This is a genomic window from Hoeflea prorocentri, from assembly GCF_027944115.1.
Taxonomy (GTDB): Bacteria; Pseudomonadota; Alphaproteobacteria; order Rhizobiales; family Rhizobiaceae; genus Hoeflea_A; species Hoeflea_A prorocentri.
This window is the reverse complement of record NZ_JAPJZI010000001.1, coordinates 4253293-4274268: the sequence shown is the minus strand read 5'-3', so window position 1 is coordinate 4274268 and position 20976 is coordinate 4253293. Positions and strand designations below refer to the sequence as shown.

20 protein-coding genes and 1 tRNA gene are annotated in these 20976 nt (G+C 57.9%); 8 read left to right on the top strand and 13 right to left on the bottom strand.

Annotation, left to right across the window (positions count from 1 at the left end):
- Positions 1-289 precede the first annotated feature (289 nt).
- A complete protein-coding gene (locus tag OQ273_RS20140; RefSeq protein ID WP_267992714.1) occupies positions 290-2767 on the top strand; it encodes a sensor domain-containing protein in 2478 nt (825 codons plus the stop codon).
- A 74-nt stretch (positions 2768-2841) separates the two neighbouring features.
- On the opposite strand, the gene OQ273_RS20135 is transcribed toward OQ273_RS20140, so the two are convergent.
- Entirely contained in the window at positions 2842-3462 is a 621-nt protein-coding gene (locus OQ273_RS20135; protein WP_267992713.1) for a TetR/AcrR family transcriptional regulator, read from the bottom strand.
- 126 nt (positions 3463-3588) lie between these two features.
- On the opposite strand from OQ273_RS20135, the gene OQ273_RS20130 reads away from it, so the two are divergent.
- A complete protein-coding gene (locus tag OQ273_RS20130) occupies positions 3589-4821 on the top strand; it encodes a serine hydrolase domain-containing protein (protein WP_267992712.1) in 1233 nt (410 codons plus the stop codon).
- Between the two features lie 9 nt (positions 4822-4830).
- Here OQ273_RS20130 and OQ273_RS20125 read toward each other — a convergent pair whose 3' ends face one another.
- The gene (locus OQ273_RS20125; protein ID WP_267992711.1) at positions 4831-5916 is read right to left on the bottom strand and encodes a hypothetical protein; all 1086 of its coding nucleotides are present in this window, start codon (positions 5914-5916) and stop codon (positions 4831-4833) included.
- A gap of 83 nt (positions 5917-5999) precedes the next feature.
- On the opposite strand from OQ273_RS20125, the gene OQ273_RS20120 reads away from it, so the two are divergent.
- Positions 6000-6776 (top strand): LytTR family DNA-binding domain-containing protein, encoded by a 777-nt coding sequence (locus OQ273_RS20120; RefSeq protein ID WP_267992710.1) that lies wholly within the window; start codon positions 6000-6002, stop codon positions 6774-6776.
- A gap of 9 nt (positions 6777-6785) precedes the next feature.
- On the opposite strand, the gene OQ273_RS20115 is transcribed toward OQ273_RS20120, so the two are convergent.
- Positions 6786-7556, bottom strand: a complete 771-nt coding sequence (locus OQ273_RS20115; RefSeq protein WP_267992709.1) for a sulfite exporter TauE/SafE family protein — start codon at positions 7554-7556, stop codon at positions 6786-6788.
- Between the two features lie 98 nt (positions 7557-7654).
- Here OQ273_RS20115 and OQ273_RS20110 point away from each other — a divergent pair, with 98 nt between their 5' ends.
- On the top strand, positions 7655-8506 hold the full coding sequence (locus OQ273_RS20110) for a LysR substrate-binding domain-containing protein (protein WP_267992708.1): 852 nt from the start codon (positions 7655-7657) through the stop codon (positions 8504-8506).
- Here OQ273_RS20110 and OQ273_RS20105 read toward each other — a convergent pair.
- Positions 8503-9138: a TetR/AcrR family transcriptional regulator gene (locus tag OQ273_RS20105; RefSeq protein ID WP_267992707.1), complete on the bottom strand. Its 636-nt coding sequence runs from the start codon at positions 9136-9138 to the stop codon at positions 8503-8505. The genes OQ273_RS20110 and OQ273_RS20105 overlap by 4 nt on opposite strands.
- Before the next feature lie 127 nt (positions 9139-9265).
- Here OQ273_RS20105 and OQ273_RS20100 point away from each other — a divergent pair, with 127 nt between their 5' ends.
- Positions 9266-11440 carry a phytoene desaturase family protein gene (locus tag OQ273_RS20100; protein ID WP_267992706.1) on the top strand — a complete coding sequence of 725 codons (2175 nt, stop codon included), beginning with the start codon at positions 9266-9268 and terminating at the stop codon, positions 11438-11440.
- Positions 11441-11708: 268 nt separating this feature from the next.
- On the opposite strand, the gene OQ273_RS20095 is transcribed toward OQ273_RS20100, so the two are convergent.
- From OQ273_RS20095 to OQ273_RS20075, 5 genes are all read right to left on the bottom strand, one after another.
- Positions 11709-12227 carry a hypothetical protein gene (locus tag OQ273_RS20095; RefSeq protein ID WP_267992705.1) on the bottom strand — a complete coding sequence of 173 codons (519 nt, stop codon included), beginning with the start codon at positions 12225-12227 and terminating at the stop codon, positions 11709-11711.
- A 147-nt stretch (positions 12228-12374) separates the two neighbouring features.
- The gene (locus tag OQ273_RS20090; RefSeq protein WP_267992704.1) at positions 12375-12848 is read right to left on the bottom strand and encodes a hypothetical protein; all 474 of its coding nucleotides are present in this window, start codon (positions 12846-12848) and stop codon (positions 12375-12377) included.
- Positions 12849-12866: 18 nt separating this feature from the next.
- Positions 12867-13268 (bottom strand): hypothetical protein, encoded by a 402-nt coding sequence (locus tag OQ273_RS20085; protein WP_267992703.1) that lies wholly within the window; start codon positions 13266-13268, stop codon positions 12867-12869.
- A gap of 268 nt (positions 13269-13536) precedes the next feature.
- Positions 13537-13623 (bottom strand) — tRNA-Leu (locus tag OQ273_RS20080).
- 74 nt (positions 13624-13697) lie between these two features.
- Positions 13698-14222 carry a methylated-DNA--[protein]-cysteine S-methyltransferase gene (locus OQ273_RS20075; RefSeq protein WP_267992702.1) on the bottom strand — a complete coding sequence of 175 codons (525 nt, stop codon included), beginning with the start codon at positions 14220-14222 and terminating at the stop codon, positions 13698-13700.
- 318 nt (positions 14223-14540) lie between these two features.
- On the opposite strand from OQ273_RS20075, the gene OQ273_RS20070 reads away from it, so the two are divergent.
- Complete coding sequence (locus OQ273_RS20070) at positions 14541-14765, top strand: EF-hand domain-containing protein (protein WP_267992701.1); 225 nt, start codon at positions 14541-14543, stop codon at positions 14763-14765.
- A gap of 406 nt (positions 14766-15171) precedes the next feature.
- On the opposite strand, the gene lepA is transcribed toward OQ273_RS20070, so the two are convergent.
- Positions 15172-16992 (bottom strand): translation elongation factor 4, encoded by a 1821-nt coding sequence (gene lepA / locus OQ273_RS20065; RefSeq protein ID WP_267992700.1) that lies wholly within the window; start codon positions 16990-16992, stop codon positions 15172-15174.
- Positions 16993-17097: 105 nt separating this feature from the next.
- Positions 17098-17940, bottom strand: a complete 843-nt coding sequence (locus tag OQ273_RS20060; protein WP_267992699.1) for a C40 family peptidase — start codon at positions 17938-17940, stop codon at positions 17098-17100.
- Between the two features lie 193 nt (positions 17941-18133).
- Here OQ273_RS20060 and mbfA point away from each other — a divergent pair, with 193 nt between their 5' ends.
- Positions 18134-19117, top strand: coding sequence for an iron exporter MbfA (gene mbfA, locus OQ273_RS20055; protein WP_267992698.1), 984 nt, complete (start codon positions 18134-18136; stop codon positions 19115-19117).
- A gap of 30 nt (positions 19118-19147) precedes the next feature.
- On the opposite strand, the gene OQ273_RS20050 is transcribed toward mbfA, so the two are convergent.
- Complete coding sequence (locus OQ273_RS20050) at positions 19148-19585, bottom strand: DUF3995 domain-containing protein (protein ID WP_267992697.1); 438 nt, start codon at positions 19583-19585, stop codon at positions 19148-19150.
- Positions 19586-19701: 116 nt separating this feature from the next.
- Here OQ273_RS20050 and OQ273_RS20045 point away from each other — a divergent pair, with 116 nt between their 5' ends.
- Complete coding sequence (locus OQ273_RS20045) at positions 19702-20283, top strand: TetR/AcrR family transcriptional regulator (RefSeq protein WP_267992696.1); 582 nt, start codon at positions 19702-19704, stop codon at positions 20281-20283.
- 12 nt (positions 20284-20295) lie between these two features.
- Here the strand turns inward: OQ273_RS20045 and OQ273_RS20040 are convergent, their stop codons facing one another.
- Positions 20296-20910: a transglutaminase-like cysteine peptidase gene (locus OQ273_RS20040; protein WP_425493396.1), complete on the bottom strand. Its 615-nt coding sequence runs from the start codon at positions 20908-20910 to the stop codon at positions 20296-20298.
- Positions 20911-20976 lie beyond the last annotated feature (66 nt).

Sequence of the window (20976 nt, the reverse complement as noted above, 5' to 3'; positions counted from 1 at the left end):
TCAGTGCCTGATCCCTTTGTTACGTCCGTCTTGTCGGTTACTCCAATAGAAGGTTTCTATGGCTGCAGTTCTTCATATGCGGTCCCACACGGGCGCTGGGGCATGGGCTTTTTAAGCAATTTGTTAACCAAGCCCTTCAACGAAATTGAAGCAATCCGCCCCTATCCTGTTGCGCTTAATGTGTGTTCGGGACTTCCTATCGCAAATCAAGCCGGGAAGCCATGCGGCATGATGGCCGACATTACAGTCCGAATCATTGCTTTATTATGGGTTGTCAGGGAGAATCTTTATGGATTCGCCGCTTGAGTGCCAATTGACAGACATTGTGGAGAGCATCCCCGCCGGTTTTTTGATGTGCGATGCTCAGGAACGCATCGTTGCCTGCAATTCCCTTTACAAGAAATGGTTTTTCCCGGGCATGGAGGATATCGTTGTCCTCGGCATGACATTTGAGGAGCTGTTGCGACTTTTTGCCGCCAAAAGCCCTTCGGCTACCGACAGGATGGATGCAGACTGGATCGAGCGGCGGCTCGCCAAACGCCGTCGCTCCGACGGGCCCTTTGAACATCGTCTGGCGGACGGCCGCGTCTTGCGCACATCGGAAAAGCGCAATGAAGACGGCTCGACAATCAGCATCCATGTCGACATGACCGAGCTCTATGGACAAAAGGAGGCCGCCGACCGCACCAGTAAGCAGCTTCAGGTCATCTTGAAATCGATCGACCAGGGTATCAGCATGTTCGACAAGGATCTGGACGTGGTCGCGTTCAATCCTCGATTCCTTGAGCTTCTCGATTTCCCTCCCGAACTTGGGGACGCCGCGACGAAATTTGATGATTTCATTCGCTACAATGCGGAGCGCGGCGAATATGGCGACGGCGACAGCGATCAGCAGGTGAGGGAGCGAGTCGATCTGGCAAAACAGTTCCAGCCGCACCTGTTCGAGCGCGTGCGGCCTGACGGGAGCGTTGTCGAGATCCGCGGAACGCCGGCGCCGGGTGGCGGCATGGTGACAACCTATACGGATGTCACCGAGCACCGCAGATACGAGGAAGCGCTTTTAAAGCGCGACCAGGAGCTGACCGAGCAGAATGAGCGTTTCAACGCAGCCCTCGACAACATGTCTCAGGGCCTGTGTCTGTTCGACCGGAACCGACGGCTTCTGGTCTGTAATCGCCGCTACATCGAGCTCTACGATCTTCCCGAGGAGTTGGTAAAGCCCGGTGCGTTGTTTGACGATATTGTCCGCTTCCGGGAGCAACGCGGCGATCAAGAATGTAGCGACCCGCAGTCATATCTGGACGAGTGGAAGGAGATTATCGAGAGCGGCGAGCCGGGGATGAAAATTCAGACCCTGATCGGGGACCGCACGATAGCCGTCAACCATCAGCCCATGCCCAATGGAGGCTGGGTGTCCACACATGAGGACACGACTGAGATACAGCGTATTCAGGCGCGCCTGGCCCATATGGCGCATCATGACAGCCTGACCAATCTGCCCAACCGGACATTTCTGCGCGAACGCGTCGAAATGGCGATACCCGGGATAGGCAGGGGGCAGAATTTCTCCATCATGTGTCTGGATCTGGACCGCTTCAAACACGTCAACGACACGATCGGCCATCCCATGGGTGACAAACTCCTGAAAGCGGTGGCCGACCGTTTGAGAAACTGTGTGCGCGAGACCGATACGATCGCGCGCCTTGGAGGTGACGAATTTGCCATACTGCAGATATCGAACGACCAGCCGAAGGCCGCAAAACTGACCGCCCAGCGCATTTGCGAGGTGCTGGCCGAACCCTTCGACCTCGACAACCATCAGGTCGTGATCGGAACCAGTGTCGGGATCGCGGTCGCGCCCGAGGACGGTGTCGATCCGGATCAGCTCATCAAGAACGCCGATATGGCGCTCTACCGGGCCAAGAATGACGGCCGCGGGATCTATCGGTTCTTCGAGGCCGAAATGGACGCGCGCATGCAGATCAGGCGCAATCTCGAGATCGATCTGCGCAAGGCGTTCCAGAAGGACGAGTTCGAGCTGCACTACCAGCCATTGGTCGATCTGGAAACGGATGAGATCACCGGGTTCGAGGCTCTGTTGCGCTGGAGTCACCCCGAGCGCGGAAACGTTTCGCCGGCTGAGTTTATCCCGGTCGCCGAAGAAATCGGACTGATCGTGCCGTTGGGCGAATGGGTGGTAAGGCGAGCCTGCGTCGACGCAGCCGGTTGGCCGACCCACACAAAGGTGGCGGTCAACCTGTCTCCAGCGCAGTTCCGCAACGACGAGCTGGTCAACACGGTCTTCAATGCCCTGGCGACGTCAAGGATCGCACCGCAGCGCCTTGAGCTGGAAATAACCGAACATGTGCTCCTGCAGCACAATGAAACAACGCTCGCCAAGCTGCATGCGCTGCGCGATATGGGCGTGCGCATCGCGATGGACGATTTCGGCACCGGATATTCATCGCTCAGCTACCTGCGCAGTTTCCCATTCGACAAGATCAAGATCGACAGGTCTTTCATCAAGGACCTGTCCAATCAGGAGGAGGCCGACGTGATCGTCAAGGCTGTCGCTGGCCTCAGCCAGGATCTCGGGATCACGGCAACGGCCGAAGGCGTCGAAACGGAAAATCAGCGCGAACATGTCAAGGCGGCCGGCTACTCGGAGATGCAGGGATTCCTCATCAGCCCCGCCCGGCCGATAGACGAAATCAATGCCGAATACTTCCCTCAACCAACCGCCGGGAAGAAACGACGGCTCGCCTGAACGCCGCCGCACAGTCAGTCGCGTTGCCTGTTTTGGGCGACCGGTCAGCTTCCGTCCCGGAATCGGCGTTGCTGTCAGCCGGTCTTGTCTCCGGCCCCCGGGTTGATTGTGCTGCGGATGACCTGCCCGGCCTGACGTTTGACAAAACTCCGTTCTGCGGGCGGAGCCATGCTCACCATAAGCATCAGCGAAAAGCAGAGTTCGGCCCAGAAATCGAGAAGGCGGGGATCGACATCGCTGAACCCTGTTTCCGTCAAAACATCGCGATAAGCCTTGATCAACCCGGCCTTGTGAAGGTCGTCGGCATCGCGGACATGTCGATTCATGAACAGCGCTTTTGTCAGCTCGACCGCCAGCTTGTGATCGTCGTCCGAAAGGCCGTCAACAAAAGCCTCGAAATGAAGAGCCGCCAGATCGGCCGGGTGTGACCACTCGCCCGGTGCGCTGAGCACCTCGTCGTTTTTCGCGGCAGCCTCGGCCAACCATTCCCTGTAAACGGCGACAATAACGCCGTTCTTTTCAGGAAAGTAACGGTAAACCGTTCCGATATTGCAGCCTGACTCCTGCGCGAGGAGGTTTGTGTTGAATTTTTCGTAGCCTTCCCGCACGAGAAGGCGCCGCGCCGCGGACAGGATCTCGTCTATCCGAAGCCGCGCGCGGTCCTGCGTCGGCTGTGTGCGTAGTTTATCGGGCATTCTTTATTTGTTTCCCGTCCGTCTGGACCAGTACCCCGCTTCGGGATGCGACAAAATTAAGCATTTACTTAACATAAGAAAGGATTACATCAAAGCCGTCTTCTTCTTGCGAATATGGTTGTTGATATGGCCCGAAAAATCTGGATCGCCCTTGCGGTCGTCCTTTTTGCCGTCCTTGGCGGTGCGACATACTACTGGAATGACATTCGCGACATCAGAGCGCTGATAGCTTATGGCAGCGCATTTGAAGCGGAGAACATCGACGAAGCGTTTCGCTCTTTCCACAAGACCTATCCGGCCATCAGGATAGAAAGGGGACAAACGGTCAGGTCGCTTGAACCGGTTGATGGTGAAATCCGGCTGCCCGCGCACTATCGGTTCGACGGACAAACCTATTCGGTCGAGGATACGCTTGAAGAAATCCACCAGACGGGCCTCGTGATCCTGAAAGGCGACACGCTTCTCTATGAGGATTACCGGCGCGGCAACACCGGGGACACGCATGCCATTATCATGTCCGTGTCCAAATCGGTCGCGTCGATCCTCGCCGGAAAGGCCTTTGAGGACAAAGACATCGAGAGCCTCGACGACCCGGTCACGAAATATGCGCCGTCGCTTGTCGGGTCCGCCTACGACGGCGTGACCGTGCAGCAGATACTGGACATGTCCTCCGGAATTCGCTGGGACGAGGATTATGACGATCTCAATTCCGACATCGTGCGAATGGTGGCAGCCTCCCTGACCGGTTCATTTGACGATTTTGCAATCACCTTGCAGCGGGAATTCGAACCCGGCACCTTCAACCGTTATGCAAGCATCGACACCCAGATCCTTGCCATGGTGATCCGCGGGGCGACGAAGAGGTCCTACAGTGACTACCTGGAGAATGAATTCTGGAAGAAAATCGGTGCGGAGAGCGATGCCTACATTCTCACCGATGCCGTTGGCGAACCGTCGGCCATGGGCGGGCTGAGTGTGACCGCTCGTGATCTTGCCCGCATCGGTCTGCTTGTTCTGGAGGGCGGTACCACCTTTGGGGACGATCGGATTGTCTCGGAGGACTGGCTGAAACGATCCGCCCGGCCTGATGCGCCTCATCTCATGCCCGGGCGGGATAACCCGAATTCGGATTACGGCCTCGGATACAAGAACCAGTGGTGGATACCACTGGAGCAGGATAGCGGTGACTTCGCCGCAATCGGCATCCACGGCCAGTTTCTTTACATCAACCCCGAACGGCAGATCGTGATCGCGATGAATGCGACCTATCCGGAATACAACGAGGATGAAGACATGGAATATCGGGTTCTCACGATGCTTCAATCCATCGCCAAGGAAGTATCTGAGCAGCGCCCATAGAGCTCCATGTCAATCTTCGCATTTCAGGGAAGCGAGCAGACCCATGGTGAGGCCCGCGGCTGCATCCGGCCCGAAACCGGCGCCGCGAAGCGATGCGAGGACTGCGGCGGACACCTTGCTTACCTCTGCCGGATCGGCCGGGACGAGCATTGCCGCCGTGCCCTCGCCTGTCAGACCCTGAAGTGCGGCGGACAAGGGACGGTCGCGGCAGCGAAAATCAATCTCGTTGAGCCCAAGCCGGTGTGCCCGTTTGCGGCCGGCAATCCTGAAACCGATCTCCAGCCTTTTCGGATCGAAGACAATCTGCCAACGGGTCTCGTCATTGGCGACATTTGCCAGAACGCCAAAGGCATCCGCCATTGTCATCGGGTCGCCATGCAGTGACGCATTTGCAGCGATGACAAAGCGTTCAAGGCTGCCTCGGTCGCCCGTACCGGGTTCGGAGGACACGGTCCTCTTCCCGCCATGCCCCGCAAAATCGGCAAGGCGTGCGATCAGGTCGCCATAGGTGGTATTCGTCAGGGCCGGGACAGGCATGGTCTCATCCTGGTGGATGATAAATCCGGTCGACGCCGGCGTGATCGCCGCAACGGCACCGTTGGAATCGGCGAGAAAAAAGTGAATGGGGACAAGCCCTTCAATGCGAAGACCCGGCAGCGACGCCAAGGCCTCGTCCACCGAACCGGACGTGTCGAGCAGCCGCTGGATGAACTCCAATTCGTTGAGGACGACTGTGCCTTCTGTCCCAAAAACAGCATCCTCATTCCACATCAGTGTAACAATGAGCCCTTTCGTGTTCATTCCGGCAGCCGGCATGCCCGGGCCCATCTGATTAAAGGTGACGCTGCCGTAGCGAACCGGCCATTTTGCCGCCGGACCGTCCATAATGGAACGCCGTGCGCCGTTTGCCGGATTGACGAAGACAAAACCGTCTCCCGTGGCAGCATAGTCGAAACTGTAGGCAACGATCGGCCTGTCAGGAAGCCCGAGCGCGACGGTCGAACAGGCAAGGGCCGCCGAGGCCCACAGCCAGAAAAACAGGCTGCTGTGCAGTCGGCTTGCCCGCCGCCAGTTTGCCAAGGTGACGGTCCGCATGGAAATCTCTCCCGCATGTTAATATTGACCTCGTAGCGCCATACTGGCAGCTCGTCGGGCCGAACCAAGCAGGACTTCGTAAAATGCACCAAAGCTTCGCAAACGACCCGCTGGCCGCGCATGTCAAACGCCAATGCGCGGCGGTGTTCGGATCGACCAAAACGCTGGTATTGTTGTTGCTCGTCGCAATTTTTGCCGGGCTGTCCGGCCCTTTCGGCAGTTACGATGCGTTTGCACCGTTTGAGCGGCACCTGTTCTGGTTGCTGGTCGTTGCCGGAACAGCCCTCGCCGGACATGTGGCCGGAACATCCGCCGAGATCCTGGCTGAGCGGCTGGGCTGCCCTCACCGGCTTCGCCTGCCGGTCGCCGCGATCATTGCCGCCATGCCTGTCTTCGGTGTTGTTGTCGCGCTTCTTTTTGCCTTTGGATCGAAACCCGGTGCTGCCGATCTGCTGACCATCTTCGGCCAGTGCGCCGTTGTCACAATGGGCATCGCGCTGTTGCCGTCATTGCTGCCGAAGAAGACGCCGCTGCCGGCTGCGCCAGTCGCTCCGCAACTCATATCGCGTTTGCCGCCGGAAAAACGCGGACGGCTGGTTCGCCTTGCAGCACAGGACCATTATGTCGAGGTCGTGACCACCCGTGGCAGGACACTCGTCGCCATGCGGTTTCGCGATGCGATCGCCGAGGCCATGCCCGAACCCGGAGCCCAGATTCACCGCTCCCACTGGGTAGCACGCCATGCGGTGTCCGGCCGCTGCCGGTTGAACGGCAGGGTCGTGCTCATGCTTGCAAACGGTACGAAAATCCCCGTCGGGAGAAAATATAGAACGGCCGCGGACGCCGTCAGGCCGGAATAGATCGCCCGATCATCCGGTAGCCGGCTGAAGCAAAAGCGGAACGCTGTCCCAAACCAGCTTGGAGCCGGTGACAGCGAGCAGTGTGTAGACCACTGCGGTGAACCGTGTCTGGTCGATCAGCCCGTGAAGTTTGAATCCGATCAGCACACCCAGCACAAGGATCGGGGAGAGTGTCAGGCTGAGACCGAGGCTCTCGGCGGAGTAGTGGCCAAGCGCGCCGTATGCGACCGCTTTGGTGGCATTCAGCAAGAAGAAAAATATCGTATTGGTGCCGACAAAGGCCGATTTTTCAAGCCGCTTCCGCAGCAGGAAGCCTTTGACCGGAGGTCCACCGGCATGGGCGATGAAACTTGCAAAGCCGGAAACGGCGCCGAGCGCAAGCACGGTTTCGTTTCGCGCAGCCCGGTCTCCGTCATACCGTCGTCTCGACAGAACGTATTGAGCGACGAAGGAAAGAGCGAGCAGGCCGACAGCAAAGCGGATCAGAGCTGCGTCCACGTGGTGAAACGCCAGCGCTCCGGCCCCCAGGCCGATGATCGCGCCGGGCAGCAGCAGCCGAACCACGGGAGCAGACCAGTCATGCCGATAGCGCCATACGATGATGATATCCATTGCCAGGAGGATCGGCATCATCGTCGCAGCAGCGAATTGCGGCGCAACAAAAAGGCTCATAAGCGGCACCGCCATGATCCCCAGCCCACCGCCGAAACCGCTCTTGGAAAGACCGGTGAGCAGCACCGCGACTGCCGCTACGACATAAAACTCGGTTGGCAGCGTCACATCACGTCTCCCTGTTGAATGCGGGAGGCATAGAACAATTGGATAGATCAGAAAAACAGTTTATTACTATCAATAAAATCATAAAATGAGATATATATATGGATCTTGTTGCTCTAGAGAGCTTTGTGGCCGTTTGCGAGACGTTGAATTTCTCCGAGGCCGCCAGGCGGCGAAACACCGTTCAGTCCGCAATCAGTTCCCACATCACCAAGCTGGAGGAACTCGTCGGCCAAACGCTTTTCGAGCGGGGCCGCGGAAAACGGGTCCGTCTGACCGATGAAGGAACGGTTTTCCTGGCTTATGCCCGGCGTATTCTGGCGCTGACGGACGAGGCAGTGGACACGATGCGCAGCTCCGGCGCGCAAACAACGATCCGTCTCGGCACGACTGTTACGCTTGCGCTCTCGGTGCTTCCGGTCGCGTTGCGGGCCTTTGCCCGGTCATATCCTGATGTTCAGATTCACATCTCTTGTGATCGAAGCGATGCCCTTGCCGGCCGCTTTGACGCCGGTGAACTCGATCTGGCATTCATGATGGACCAGGGCCGGCGGAGCGGCCGTGTCTTTGTGGAAGATTCTCCGCTGGTTTGGGCGGCTGGCGAGCATTTTGACGGCAATTTCGGGCAGGACGTACCATTGGTTTTCCTGACCGACGGACGCGATCTGCGGCGCTTTGCCCTTGAGGCGCTCGACCGGATCGGCCGCCGTGGCTTCATCGCCCATACAAGTCCCGATCCCGTTGGTGTTCGCTCATTTGTTGCCGCCGGTGTCGCGCTCACAGTGATGCCGAAGGTCGCCGTGCTGCCGCCCTTACGTATCGTGGCCGAGGATGAGGGGTTGCCGTCTCTCAACAGCGTCGCCTTGTCCCTCTACAGACAATCAGACGGACATCGCCCGGACATCAGCGCGCTTGAAACGATCCTGCAGAATAGTGTCCGGAGCCGTCCTTAGAGACTCGTGCGGCGCGCCGCACCAGGCTCTGTCTGTTGCCCGCCGCTTGCCGGAACGGCCCGGCCAAGAACGTCAAGAACCTGTTCGACAAACCGTTGTTGCTCGCTGCTCTTTTCGGGAAGATCGATCCAGTCGTCGATAAGCAACTGGGCAAATCCATGAACCATCGACCAGATGGCGATGCCAAGCGGATCGAGTTCCGGCGCGCCCTCGGACCCTGTCTGCGGACCCAGAAGGCCGACCGCCGCCACACACCGGTCCCGGGCCAACAGGGCGGCCTCCGCAAGGTCCGGATAGTGTTCGTGATCTGCAAATTGCGGACCGAACATCAACTGGTAGAGCGCCGGCCTGCGGCGGGCAAAGTCGATATAGGCAAGGCCGATCGCGCGCGATATCAGCGGGCCGCTTTCCTCCTTGGCGACTGCCCGGTCAATCGAATCGACAAGCGCGCGAAACCCGGTTTCCGCGACGGCGGCGAGCAGGGCGTTCTTGTTCTCGAAATGACGGTAGGGCGCCATATGCGAGACACCGGCGGACCGCGCCACGACGCGCAGTGACAAGGCGTCGGGGCCGTCCCTTTCCAGGATGCCGGCCGCTATGTCCACCAGCTTCGATTTCAATTCGCTTGCCAAGAGGGACCCCGTCAAAGTCGTGCCGCACCGATTGTCGCAAATGATGTTTACATTGTAAACACATTGCGCTAGTTTACAGTGTAAACGCGATGATCTTTCGCAATCACTCCTATCGCCGGAACAAGAGATGAAGACCTATCTGCTGGTGAATGTCGCGCTTTTGTCGCTGCCCCTTTATCTTCTGGGCGCTTGGCTGTTTTCACCGCTTATCGGCGCGGGCGTGGCCTTCGCCTATGCCATTGTCTGGTCGCTGGCGACGCGCGGGCTGAAAATGCCGCCGGTGTTCGAAATCGGCCTGATCGCCGGTCTGTTTCTTGTCCTCGTCGACCGCCTGTTCAACGTGCAGCCTCTGATGGAAGCGCCGACAGGCGTTGTGCTTCTGTGCCTCGCCGTCGGGGCCGCGGCAAGTGTCGCCATCCGCAAGCCCTGGACGGCGGCGTTCTCGGCCTCCGAATATGGCGGCGCCAGCCAGACGCCGCTTTTCCTCCTCGTCAACATGATCATGTCGGCCTTCTGGGCCGTCCTGTTCGCCTGGATGGGTATTGCCGTCATTCTCGGTCTGCCGGCTATTGCCAACTGGCTCCCGGCGGCATTCGGCGCAATTGTCTCCATCGCTCTTCCCAAGGCCATCGTCGCCTTCGCCTTGAGACAGGCAGCCAGGGGTGACCGCCGCAACGACTGGTCGCCACCCGATTTCGCTAAGGCGTCGCCGGCTGTAGCTGACGCGGATGAGATCTGCGATGTCGCCGTGATCGGTGCCGGAGTAGGCGGGTTGACGGCAGCGGCGCTGCTGGCCCAGGCCGGCCTAAACGTGCAGGTCTTCGAGCAGCATGTGGTGCCGGGCGGTTTTGCCCACACATGGCTGCGCAAGGCGCGCGACCCTGAGACCGGCCAGGCGCTTGTTTTCCGCTTCGATTCAGGCGTACACGATGTTTCCGGCTGGCATTCGGGCGGCCCGGTCCGGGCGATGTTCGAACGGTTCGGCATTGCCGATGACTGCCATTGGGAGCGGCTGGATCACCGCTACACGCTCGCCGGCAAAACGGTCTCGGTTTCGCGGGATTGGCGCGCTTACGCGGATGATCTGGCAGCCATGTTCCCGGAAGAGGCCGACGGTATCAGAGCTCTGTTTGAGGATATCCATCAGGTCTATACGGCCATGTATGCCAATGTCGATGAACGCGGCGGCATCCCCGGATCGCCGGCGACGCCGGACGGCCTGCTTGCCTTTGCCGATGCCCATCCGCTGGCCGTTGCCTGGATGGATCGTCCGTGGACCGAATTTGTCGCCCGCCATGTCACCTCGCCCGAGGCGGTCGAATGGATCGATATGCTCGCCGACTATGTGACGGACGATTCCGAACATTCGCCTGTCTCCGACATGGTGCCGCTCTTCGGTTACTATTTTCACGGCGGTTACTATCCCGTTGGCGGATCGGGCGGCTTGGGCGAAAGCCTTGCCGCCGCGGTGGAAAAATTCGGCGGGTCGGTTCATCTGCGCACCACTGTCACCCGGATTGTTCAGGAAAACGGGGCGGCGTCCGGCCTTGTCGTCAAGGATTACCGGGGGGTCGAGCGCCGCATCCGCGCCAAAGCCGTCCTGTGCAATGGCGATCTGCGCCTGATGCTGGACCGGTTGATTGAAGACCGCTCGATTGCGGCACAGCTTGAGGCTCAGACCGGCCCGATCCGTCCGGCCTGTTCGGCAATCGCCGTTCATCTTGGCCTGCGCGGCGACCTTGATCTGCCGCCCATCATCCATTTTGATGGCGAGGAGGGGGCTTTCGGCATGATCATGCCGTCCATCGTCGATCCGACCAGCGCGCCCGAGGGCTATTCGACGCTCGAACTCCTGCGTCTCATCCCGAATGACGAGGCGAAGGACTGGTTTGCCGCAGAGAAGGGTGGCGATGATCTCGACCATTCCGCCTTTCGGCGCTCCGAAGCCTATCTCGGCCGCAAGACGAAGCTGTGCGACGACATGGTAACCTGCGCCCGCCAGGTCATCCCCGATCTCGACGAGCGCATCGTCTACCGCGCCGACGCCACCCCCGTCACCTTCCAGCGCTACACCCACACGGCGCACGGCGCGATCTATGGCGTTCGCACACAGGATGATACGGTCCCCGTCAAAACCCCGATGCGCAACCTCGTCCTCGCCGGCGCCGCCACCCACGGCCCCGGCATCGAGGCCGTTGTGATCTCGGGCGCCTATGCTGCCGAGGCGCTTTTGCCGGGGCTGCTTGCGACTGTTCCGGAAAGGGAAACAGACAACCAAACACCCGAACCGGCGATCGCCTAAGGGGGTCATTTCGGTGAAGCACAAACGATATGCAAAACCACTCTACGGGTTTGCTTTAGTTGAAATTGGCTTAGTCAAATAGATTGCGAATATATCGGACGGCATATTCACCCTCGATGCCCGGAACAAGAACGCGATGCACAGGCAAGAGTCGGATTTTGATAGCTACATTTTTGTCCGAAAACCCACCCAAAGAGTAGATGTCTGATAAAACCTACCTGCAAAAGATGGACATAGTTCCTCAGCACAGCGCCAACGTGATCGGGCTTCAGGCGGTAGGCCTCTTTAAAACATCCGCATATTCGTAGATGGCCCCCAACCTCTCTGCCGCATCTCCCTGCACATGAATAACAAACCAATCATCATGGGAAAAAAATATGTGCGCTGAAGCGTCTGTATCTATTATCCTGAAATCATATCGGAACATGGAAAATATATATGCAAAAGACACTACATCAGTTGTCTCATCTTCATCGAAATACAGAAAATCCGATCCGTAATAGAATTTGGAAATGCCCTTTCCGTTAAGTGAAATATCAATAAGGTTTTTATCCTCCCAACTTGGCCACACAACGGAATCGATCATTATAAGTACATCTTTGCCGACGAAAAAATTATCAGAAACAAGTTCCAGTAGACCAAGTAGCTTTCCAGGCTCGATAGGCATCGCAAAGTAGTCTAGATAACCAAGATCACGATAAAATAGGTCATCAAGGGATTTGTTATTCGATGTATCCGCTTCAAAATTTATGAAACTTGCAATTTTGCTTTTATCTATCTTTTCCATTGAAACGTTTTCTAATAATCACATCTCTCAAACGATTATTTTTTAGAATCTCGGGTGCCAGGGCTTAGTGGGCTTAAGAATTTTCGTGAGGTCGCGGTTACAATGATGAACGGGCCAACTCGCGACCGGTTTGGAATTTAAAATACACTAGCTCTTCCGAAAGGGGTGAATGACCGTCACGCCGTCTTCGTCGTAAATCTCCATGACTGCAATGCTGTCAACGCGCCCTTTGAACACCCATATTTGGGCACCCAATGAGTCAACTTCGTAAACGTCTTGGTCTCCGTCTTCGAACCACACCGAATCGTCGGCAGATTTGTTTCGATCACAACCAAGTCGTTCCAGACAATCTTCTATCGGTAAGCCAACGAGATTGACCCCCTCATAGACGCATTTGCGGAAACAAGCTATTGTAGAAATATACCCGTTTTCCGCGCTGATCATCCATTCATCATCCACGTCGCAAAAAGTCTCGTCTTCGGGCCCACAGTCGTAATTTTTACGTTCAACTGTCAGAAACGAAGAAATGGACTCAGCAGGGTTTCCCAACACAATTGGTCCAACCGATTCTCCCGGTATCCAGGTTGCGTCTATTTCCTTGAGGGCTTTTTTACCGCCCATGGGTTTCCCCTTTCCGCTTCATCTCAATATCAAGTCGTCTCCAAAAGCCTCGACAATAAATGGCATAACGGCGTGATCAGCCTCAAAATACTCGGCTGCGATTTTCGCTACGACATCTTCGCAATTGGCTTCCCAACCCAAGGAATCCAGGAGATTTCTGTGTTTTCTTATGAGCCCGCTTAGCTCGCTTTCCGAATAGAAGTACACCGCCCCGCCTTTGACCCAACAGCTACCGTCATCAAACACCATACACTTCAGATTTGCACGCATAGCTTGTTGACACATAGCCTCAGTCGTTTTGTTCAGCACATTATTGATAGTGTTTATCGGTAAGTAGCTCACACATTTGTCCCGCCCCAACGAAAGGTGAAAATCCACGATTGTCGCCAAGTCGTCTGATATAGAGTCTGCTCTTTTCATTTGGCTGGTTCCAATCGCCAATATGGTAGCTGTGTGGCTTCAGGATGAAGCAATCAGACTGTTGCAGGCAGAGCGGATACCCTGCGATGCGACACATGGAAATTTATTGTGGACATACATCAGGGCTGGCCGGCTCTCAATCATAACAAAACGGGCTGATCGTCGGCATGATGCCGGGTCGTTATGGTCACACAAACCAGGCCAGCCATGGCGACAAAATCCTTCGCAGCTGGCGTATCTTGAATTTGCGGATATGTGTGAGAAAGACTGGTGCCCAGAAGAGGACTCGAACCTCCACGACCTTGCGGTCACCAGCACCTGAAGCTGGCGCGTCTACCAATTCCGCCATCTGGGCATTGCAACTGTGCCGGCGTGATGTAAGGCCGCTGCCCTTTTATGTCAACGGTTTATTTGGCCGCGCCGGAGGGCTTAGAGCAGGAAGGGAAAGCCGCCTTCGTGCTTGAGCAGCTGTATTTTGGTTTCGATGCCGCCCTCGCCTGAAAAGCCGCCGATTCCGGTGGCCGAAAGCACCCGGTGGCACGGGATGATGATCGGGATCGAATTGGCGCCGCAGGCCTGGCCGACCGGCTGGCCGTAGGTCTCCAGATCCCTGGCGATATCGCCATAGGTGCGGGTCTCGCCATAGGGAATGGCGATCATCTTTTCCTGCACCTGGCGTTCGAACGGACTGGAAGACAGAGCCAGCGGCAGGTCGAAGCGTTTCAGCGTGCCGTCGAAATAGGCGTTGAGCTGACGCTCGGCCTCGTCAAGCAGGTCCGTGCGCTCCGTCTGCGGATAGGCGCCGGTATCGCGGTCCCAAAACAAACGGATAATTTTCCCGCCCTCTTCGATCACCACGACCGTGCCAAGGGGCGTGTCGACATGCGCCACGTGGCGGCTTTTTTCCGCAGAAGACGTGTCTTCGATATCCAGCGGTGCGAGTGGCTTGGTCATGGTGTGATCGTAGCCGTGCATGATGGCTTGTCAAATATCCGCTTTGCGCGCCGGCGAAGTAAAATAACACTTTCCAATCCGCTGCTTAGACGTGCCGGGAAACACAGTCAACTTTGATTAATAACCTCAATATTTCAACAAGTTATATTAATCACAGTTACCCATAGTTTTGTCTTGAAATGATCCCCAACGGGTCATTTTTCTTCCCATTTGAAACCACAAATCCGGATCACATTCGCAGCTGTCCGGCGTTGGGTCGGGCGAACGGGTCACCTCCCAAGACATTCGACCCGCTCTGTAAACATAAGGAGAGTACCAATGAAACAGCTTCTTTTGGCGATGGGATTTACCGCTTTCTCGATGGCAGCCTATGCCCAAACGGTTGATTTCGCCACCGCCGATGCCGATGGCAACGGTGTGGTCACCATGGAAGAAGCACAGGCAGCCATGCCTGACGTGTCTCCCGACGCTGTAGCCGCGGCAGACAGTGACGGAGACGGGGTTCTCACCGTATCCGAATACGAAGCGTTGATCAGCCAGTAACTGGCGCTACCCCTCTCACATGTTCCCTACGGGCAATATTCGGAACATGTGTGCTACTGGCTGAAAGGCGCTTTTGCCGGGACCCCCGCCATGAGACCCGTGGCGGGGGTTCTTTGTTTGCGGTGCTGCGCACCGCTGCACAATTTTCTTTTCGCTCACGGCCGCACCGCCGCTACGCGGCTGGCCTGCACGGGCGCGCCGCATGTGCGGCGGCGGCCGGTCGGCCTTGCGAAGCTCTGCGAGCTTCGAACGATTTTCCTTGCAAAGACATCATGGAACAAGAACCCGGTGCGTGAGCACCGCAAGCGCGACCGCGCGTCGGGCCTTGTGGCCCGCCCCGTCCGGAGGTTAGCGGCAGAGCCGCGCTCAACCGTGAGGACGTAAGGAAACCCGAAAACAAATTCCCCTAATCATCCTTCATCTTCAACGCCGCAATGAAAGCTTCCTGCGGAATATCCACCTTGCCGAACTGACGCATGCGCTTTTTGCCGGCCTTCTGCTTTTCCAGAAGCTTGCGTTTGCGGGAGGCGTCCCCGCCATAGCATTTGGCCGTCACATCCTTGCGCAGCGCAGAGACCGTTTCGCGCGCGATCACCGTGCCTCCGATGGCGGCCTGGACTGGAATCTTGAACATGTGGCGCGGGATCAGGTCCTTGAGCTTCTCGCACATGTCGCGGCCGCGTTTTTCCGCCGCGTCCCGGTGCACCATCATCGACAGCGCATCGACGGGCTCGCCATTGACGAGAATCTGCATCTTGACGAGATTGCCCGGCTTGAGCTCGGTGATCTGGTAGTCGAACGAGGCATAGCCGCGGGAGATCGATTTCAGCCGGTCGTAGAAATCGAACACGACCTCGTTGAGCGGCAGATCGTAGGAGAGCATGGCGCGCGTGCCGACATAGGTCATCTCGACCTGGATGCCGCGCCGGTCCTGGCACAGTTTCAGGATTGGGCCGAGATATTCATCCGGCGTCAGGATCGTTGCGCGGATCCACGGTTCGTGGATCTCGGCAACCTTGACCACATCGGGCATATCGGCGGGGTTGTGGAGTTCGCGGCGGCTGCCGTCCGTCATGACCAGCTCGTACACGACGGATGGCGCGGTGGCGATGAGATCGAGATCGAACTCGCGCTCCAGCCGTTCCTGGATGATTTCCAGGTGCAGAAGCCCAAGGAACCCGCAACGGAAGCCGAAGCCGAGCGCGGCTGAGGATTCCATCTCGAAGGAGAAGCTCGCATCGTTGAGCCGCAACTTGCCCATGGCGCCGCGCAGATCTTCAAAATCCGCTGCATCGACCGGAAAAAGCCCGCAGAAAACAACGGGCTGTGCCGGTTTGAAACCGGGAAGCGCCTCTGCCGTCGGGCGTTTGTCCTCGGTGATCGTGTCGCCGACACGCGTGTCGGCCACTTCCTTGATCGAGGCGGTGATAAAACCGATCTCGCCGGGGCCGAGCGAATCCACATTGACCATTTTGGGCGTGATGATGCCGACTCGGTCGACCGGATATTTGGCGTCCGTGCCCATCATCCGAATGGTCTGGCCTTTTTTCAGAACGCCGTCGATCACCCGCACCAGAACGATGACGCCGAGATAGGCGTCATACCAGCTGTCCACCAGCAGCGCTTTCAGCGGTGCGTTCTCATCGCCCTCGCCCGGCGGCGGCAGCCGGTGAACAATCGCCTCCAGAACATCGTCGATCCCGAAACCGGTCTTTGCCGAGATTTCGACGGCGTCGGACGCGTCAAGGCCGATCACCTCTTCGATCTGCTGCTTGACCCGGTCCGGTTCGGCCGCCGGCAGGTCGATCTTGTTGAGCACGGTGACGATCTCATGATCGTTGTCGATCGCCTGATAGACATTGGCGAGCGTCTGCGCTTCGACGCCCTGGCTGGCATCGACCACAAGCAGCGAGCCCTCGCAGGCCGAAAGGCTGCGCGAGACCTCATAGGCAAAATCGACATGGCCGGGCGTGTCGATCAGGTTGAGGATATAGGTCTCTCCGTCCTTGGCCTCATAGTGCAGCCGCACCGTCTGCGCCTTGATGGTGATTCCGCGCTCGCGCTCGATATCCATACTGTCGAGGAGCTGTTCGGACATTTCGCGCTCGGCGAGGCCGCCGGTCATCTGGATCAGCCGGTCGGCCACGGTCGATTTGCCATGATCGATATGGGCAACGATCGAAAAGTTGCGGATTCGCGAGAGCGGAATTCGGGATGAAGCGTTCATGGCAGGCCCTATAGAGCAATTCATAGGGCGCTGAAAAGTCATTTCGAGGCTTCAACAAGCCGTCTGCCCGCGGCGAATGTGCATACGAGCGTGATGTGGCCCGATTCAGTCGCCCTTTTCGCTGCTTTCGATCACGAACTCCCGGTCGGCTGTCTTCGGCCCGTGGCCCTGGCGGGAGTGCCAGTTCAGCGCCTTGTAGTCGAACCCGTGTTCCAGGGTCGGCTTGACCACCCGGAAATAGGGCGACAGGTCAAAATCGCGGGGCGTGAACAGCGAATGATGCCTGATATGCAGGATTTCGCGCCTCGAATATTTCGATTGCGCGGTCATGTGGCCGGGCATACGGCGGATTTCGGGCAGGATCGGATAATAGACCCCTTGAAAGGCCTGTGCGATGAGCGAGGAACAGATCGCCCGGGTCGGATCGCCAGAGCCGAAGGACAGCATGCGGCGGCGCCAGCGGACCGGTACCGGTGGTGTCGGCAGGAAATAGCGCAGCATGTCGAATATGTTTTTCAGATCGTATTTGGTGCCGATGCTGGAGACCATGAAATCGACCACGGCGCGGCGGTCGTCACCCGTCAGGCCGACCGGCCGGCAGATCCGTGTGTTGTAGGTGGCGTATTTCCTCAGCGGAACCGCGACACAGCCTTCGCCGATCACCACTTCGATCAGTTGCAGCCTTTCCGATCCCTTCTTCGGCTCGCCGCACGCATCGCCCACGTAAAGCGCCGCATGCGACCATGTCGACTGGGTCAGATATTTGATCGCCGCCGAAATCTTCTGGTTGCCCTCGACAAGCAGAATGTCGCCCGGCTGCAGGGTACGTTCCAGCGTTTCGGGATCGGAGGGCGTATAGGGCTGGTAGCCGGAGGTCTCGCTGCGCAAGCGCCCCGCGACCCAATGGCCCAGCCGGTCGAGAAACGTATCCTTTGACACCGTTTTCAAATTGTCCTCCGCCATAACCATACTATTTGGCCGGACGCGCCCGATATCAAGATGCGTTTCGACACACGCCGACAAGTTCTGTTGAATTGGCTGCCGTTTTCCGTCACGCGGAATTCAACGGCACGTCAGCCTGTCCTTGACTGGCAGGATAGGGATTATATTTTAGAATTATTCTAAAATAGGAAATCTAGTCATGCTTAACCGCATTACCGGTGCCGCCCGCCGCTCATTCTCCCACCTCAGCGAGCAGGAGATTCTGGCGCTGGCCATCTCCAATGAAGAGGATGACGGCCGCATCTACCTCGCCTATGCCGATGCGCTGAAGGACAATTATCCCGGCAGCGCCGAAATTTTCGAAGAGATGGCGCGGGAGGAAAACGAGCACCGGCGCCGCCTGATCGACCTCTACCGCGAGCGTTTCGGGGAGCGCATCCTTTTGATCCGGCGCGAACATGTGCGCGGCTACATGGAGCGCAAGCCGTTATGGCTGACGAAGAATCATTCGGTTGAAAACATCCGCGACGAAGCCGAGCGCATGGAACGCCAAGCCTGGCGGTTTTATCTGCAGGCGGCGCAGCAGACGCAAGATGCGGCAACGCGCAAGCTCCTGGGCGACCTCGCGGAGGAGGAGCGCGAACACGGCTCCATGGCGCACCGGCTGACCGAAACGCACGCGCCGCAGGATGTGCAAAAGGAAGAGGCGGCAATCGAACGCCGCCAGATGATCCTTACCTATATCCAGCCGGGCCTTGCAGGTCTGATGGATGGTTCGGTATCGACGCTTGCCCCGATCTTTGCCGCCGCTTTTGCGACCGGCGATACCTGGCAGACCTTCCTCGTCGGCCTTGCCGCCTCCATCGGAGCAGGCATCTCCATGGGCTTTACCGAAGTCGCCTCCGACGACGGGGTGATTTCCGGCCGCGGAGCACCGATCAAGCGCGGTCTTGCGACCGGCATCATGACAACGGTCGGCGGCCTCGGCCATGCGCTGCCCTACCTCATTCCGCATTTTACCATTGCCACGACGATTGCCATCGCCCTCGTCTTTGTCGAGCTGTGGGCGATTTCCTGGATCCAGCACCGCTTCATGGAAACGCCCTGGTCGCGTGCCATTTTCCAGGTGGTGCTCGGCGGCGCATTGGTCTTTGCTGCGGGTCTGCTGATTGGAACGGCGTAGGTAGGCGCGGCAGCGCCGCGCCTTCCAGGGTTAGTTGGGAAGGTTTCCGGCAAGCAGCCAGAGAAAACCAAGGCCGAGCACGATACAGAGCGGTGCAAAGTAACGCCGGTCGAGTGTTGCGAACGGCTCGGTCATTTCGCCCCACAAGCGCCGCGGCAAATAGCTCGCAAAACCGCGAAGCAGAAAGACGCCGGTCAGTACGACGAGGCCGGCGATCCTGATCCAGTCGGGCAGAGGCGGGCTCACGACGTTGCCGGCCCAAAGGGCAATCAACCCGGCAAGCAGGATTGCCGTGGCGACGGCCGCAGTGAGGGCCGGAGACGGAAAGCCCTTTGTTTCAGGGTGTCCGACCACCGTGCGTATGAGGCTCCTTTCGTCTGCGCACGGCCAGGGGCTGCCCGCCGCCCAGAGGAAGTGGAGTGATGAAATCGCGAAGAGAATGACAGCGACGGTTATTGCGACAAACATTGACCGGTCCTCACCTATACATCTGTTTCGTCTACCATACGCTACCGTATGTAACAGTTCGCCTTGAAGGTTTCAATACGCTGGCGTATGGTTTTGACAAATGACAGCGAGGCGCAATGACGCGGGCGGCAAAAAAGAAAAATCAGCTCTCGGCCGAGGATTGGATAAAGGCCGCGTTTCGCGCCCTGTCCGCCGGCGGCGTTCAGGCCATTCGCGCTGAAGCGATTGCCCGGGATCTGGGCACAACCAAAGGCTCGTTCTACTGGCATTTTCGGGACGTTCCGGCGTTGAAGGAAGCGATGCTTCAAACCTGGAGCAAGAGAGCGACGGAAGATATTATTGCCCTTAACGCAGGGCCCTTCAGGGACGCATCGGCGCGTCTGCAGGACCTGATCGCGCTGGTGACAAGCGAACGCAGCGCCGAATATGGCGGTGTGCGCACCGAGGCGGCCATTCGCGAGTGGGCCCAGCTCGACGGCAAGGCGGCCTCGACGGCAAAAAACGTCGATCGCCGGCGCCTGGAATATCTTCAGAGCATCGTTTCGGATATCGGCTATGACAGTGAAGACGCGGCAAGAATGGCGCGGCTGCTTTACGGTGCCCTGATCGGACTGGAATATCTCGAGGCGCAGGAACTCGCCGACGCAGCTTCAGTGCTTGAAGCGCTTGGTCTTATGATTGCGTCCGCTCGGATGTGAAGGAGAAGCGGTCTATTCGGGGATAGAGCCGACCATCAGTTCGTCGCCATTTTCAATATCCACCCAGCGCCCGGCATGGAACGACGCCTGGCGTTTGAGGTAGGTATAGGGCGTGTCGACCCACAGTTTCACCTCGTCCTCGAGATTGTCGAGCACATAGTCGCCGTCCGAGGTGCGCAGCGTCAGCACTGCGTGGCCTTCGCCATTGGGCTTGCGTACGACGGTGATCAGCAGATCGGATGGAGAAAAGCCGTGTTCGATCAGCATGGCGCGTTTGAGCAGCACATAGTCTTCACAATCTCCGACAACATCGGGATAGGACCAGACTTCCTCGCGGCCGTGAATTTCGTAGTCCGTCATCGGCATAACGGCATAGTTGACTGATTTGTTGACCTCTTGCACGACGGTCCAGCCATAATTGGTTACGCGTGGCGGCGCGGTGCGAACCCCGGTCCCGCGGCATTCCTCGCGATTCCGCTTGCAGAATTCATAGTGACCGATGGGCTGGGACGTGACGTCGCCGACAACCATGGACGAGCCCATGGGCTGTGCCGCCATGACAATCGGAGTCGACGACATTGCGACAAGACAACCGGCAATTGCAGCCTTTAAAAACACGCCCTTCATAGACGACCCGTCCCTGTACGCCCATCATTATTCTTAACAAACAGTTAAGATTGGGGACAGGTGCCG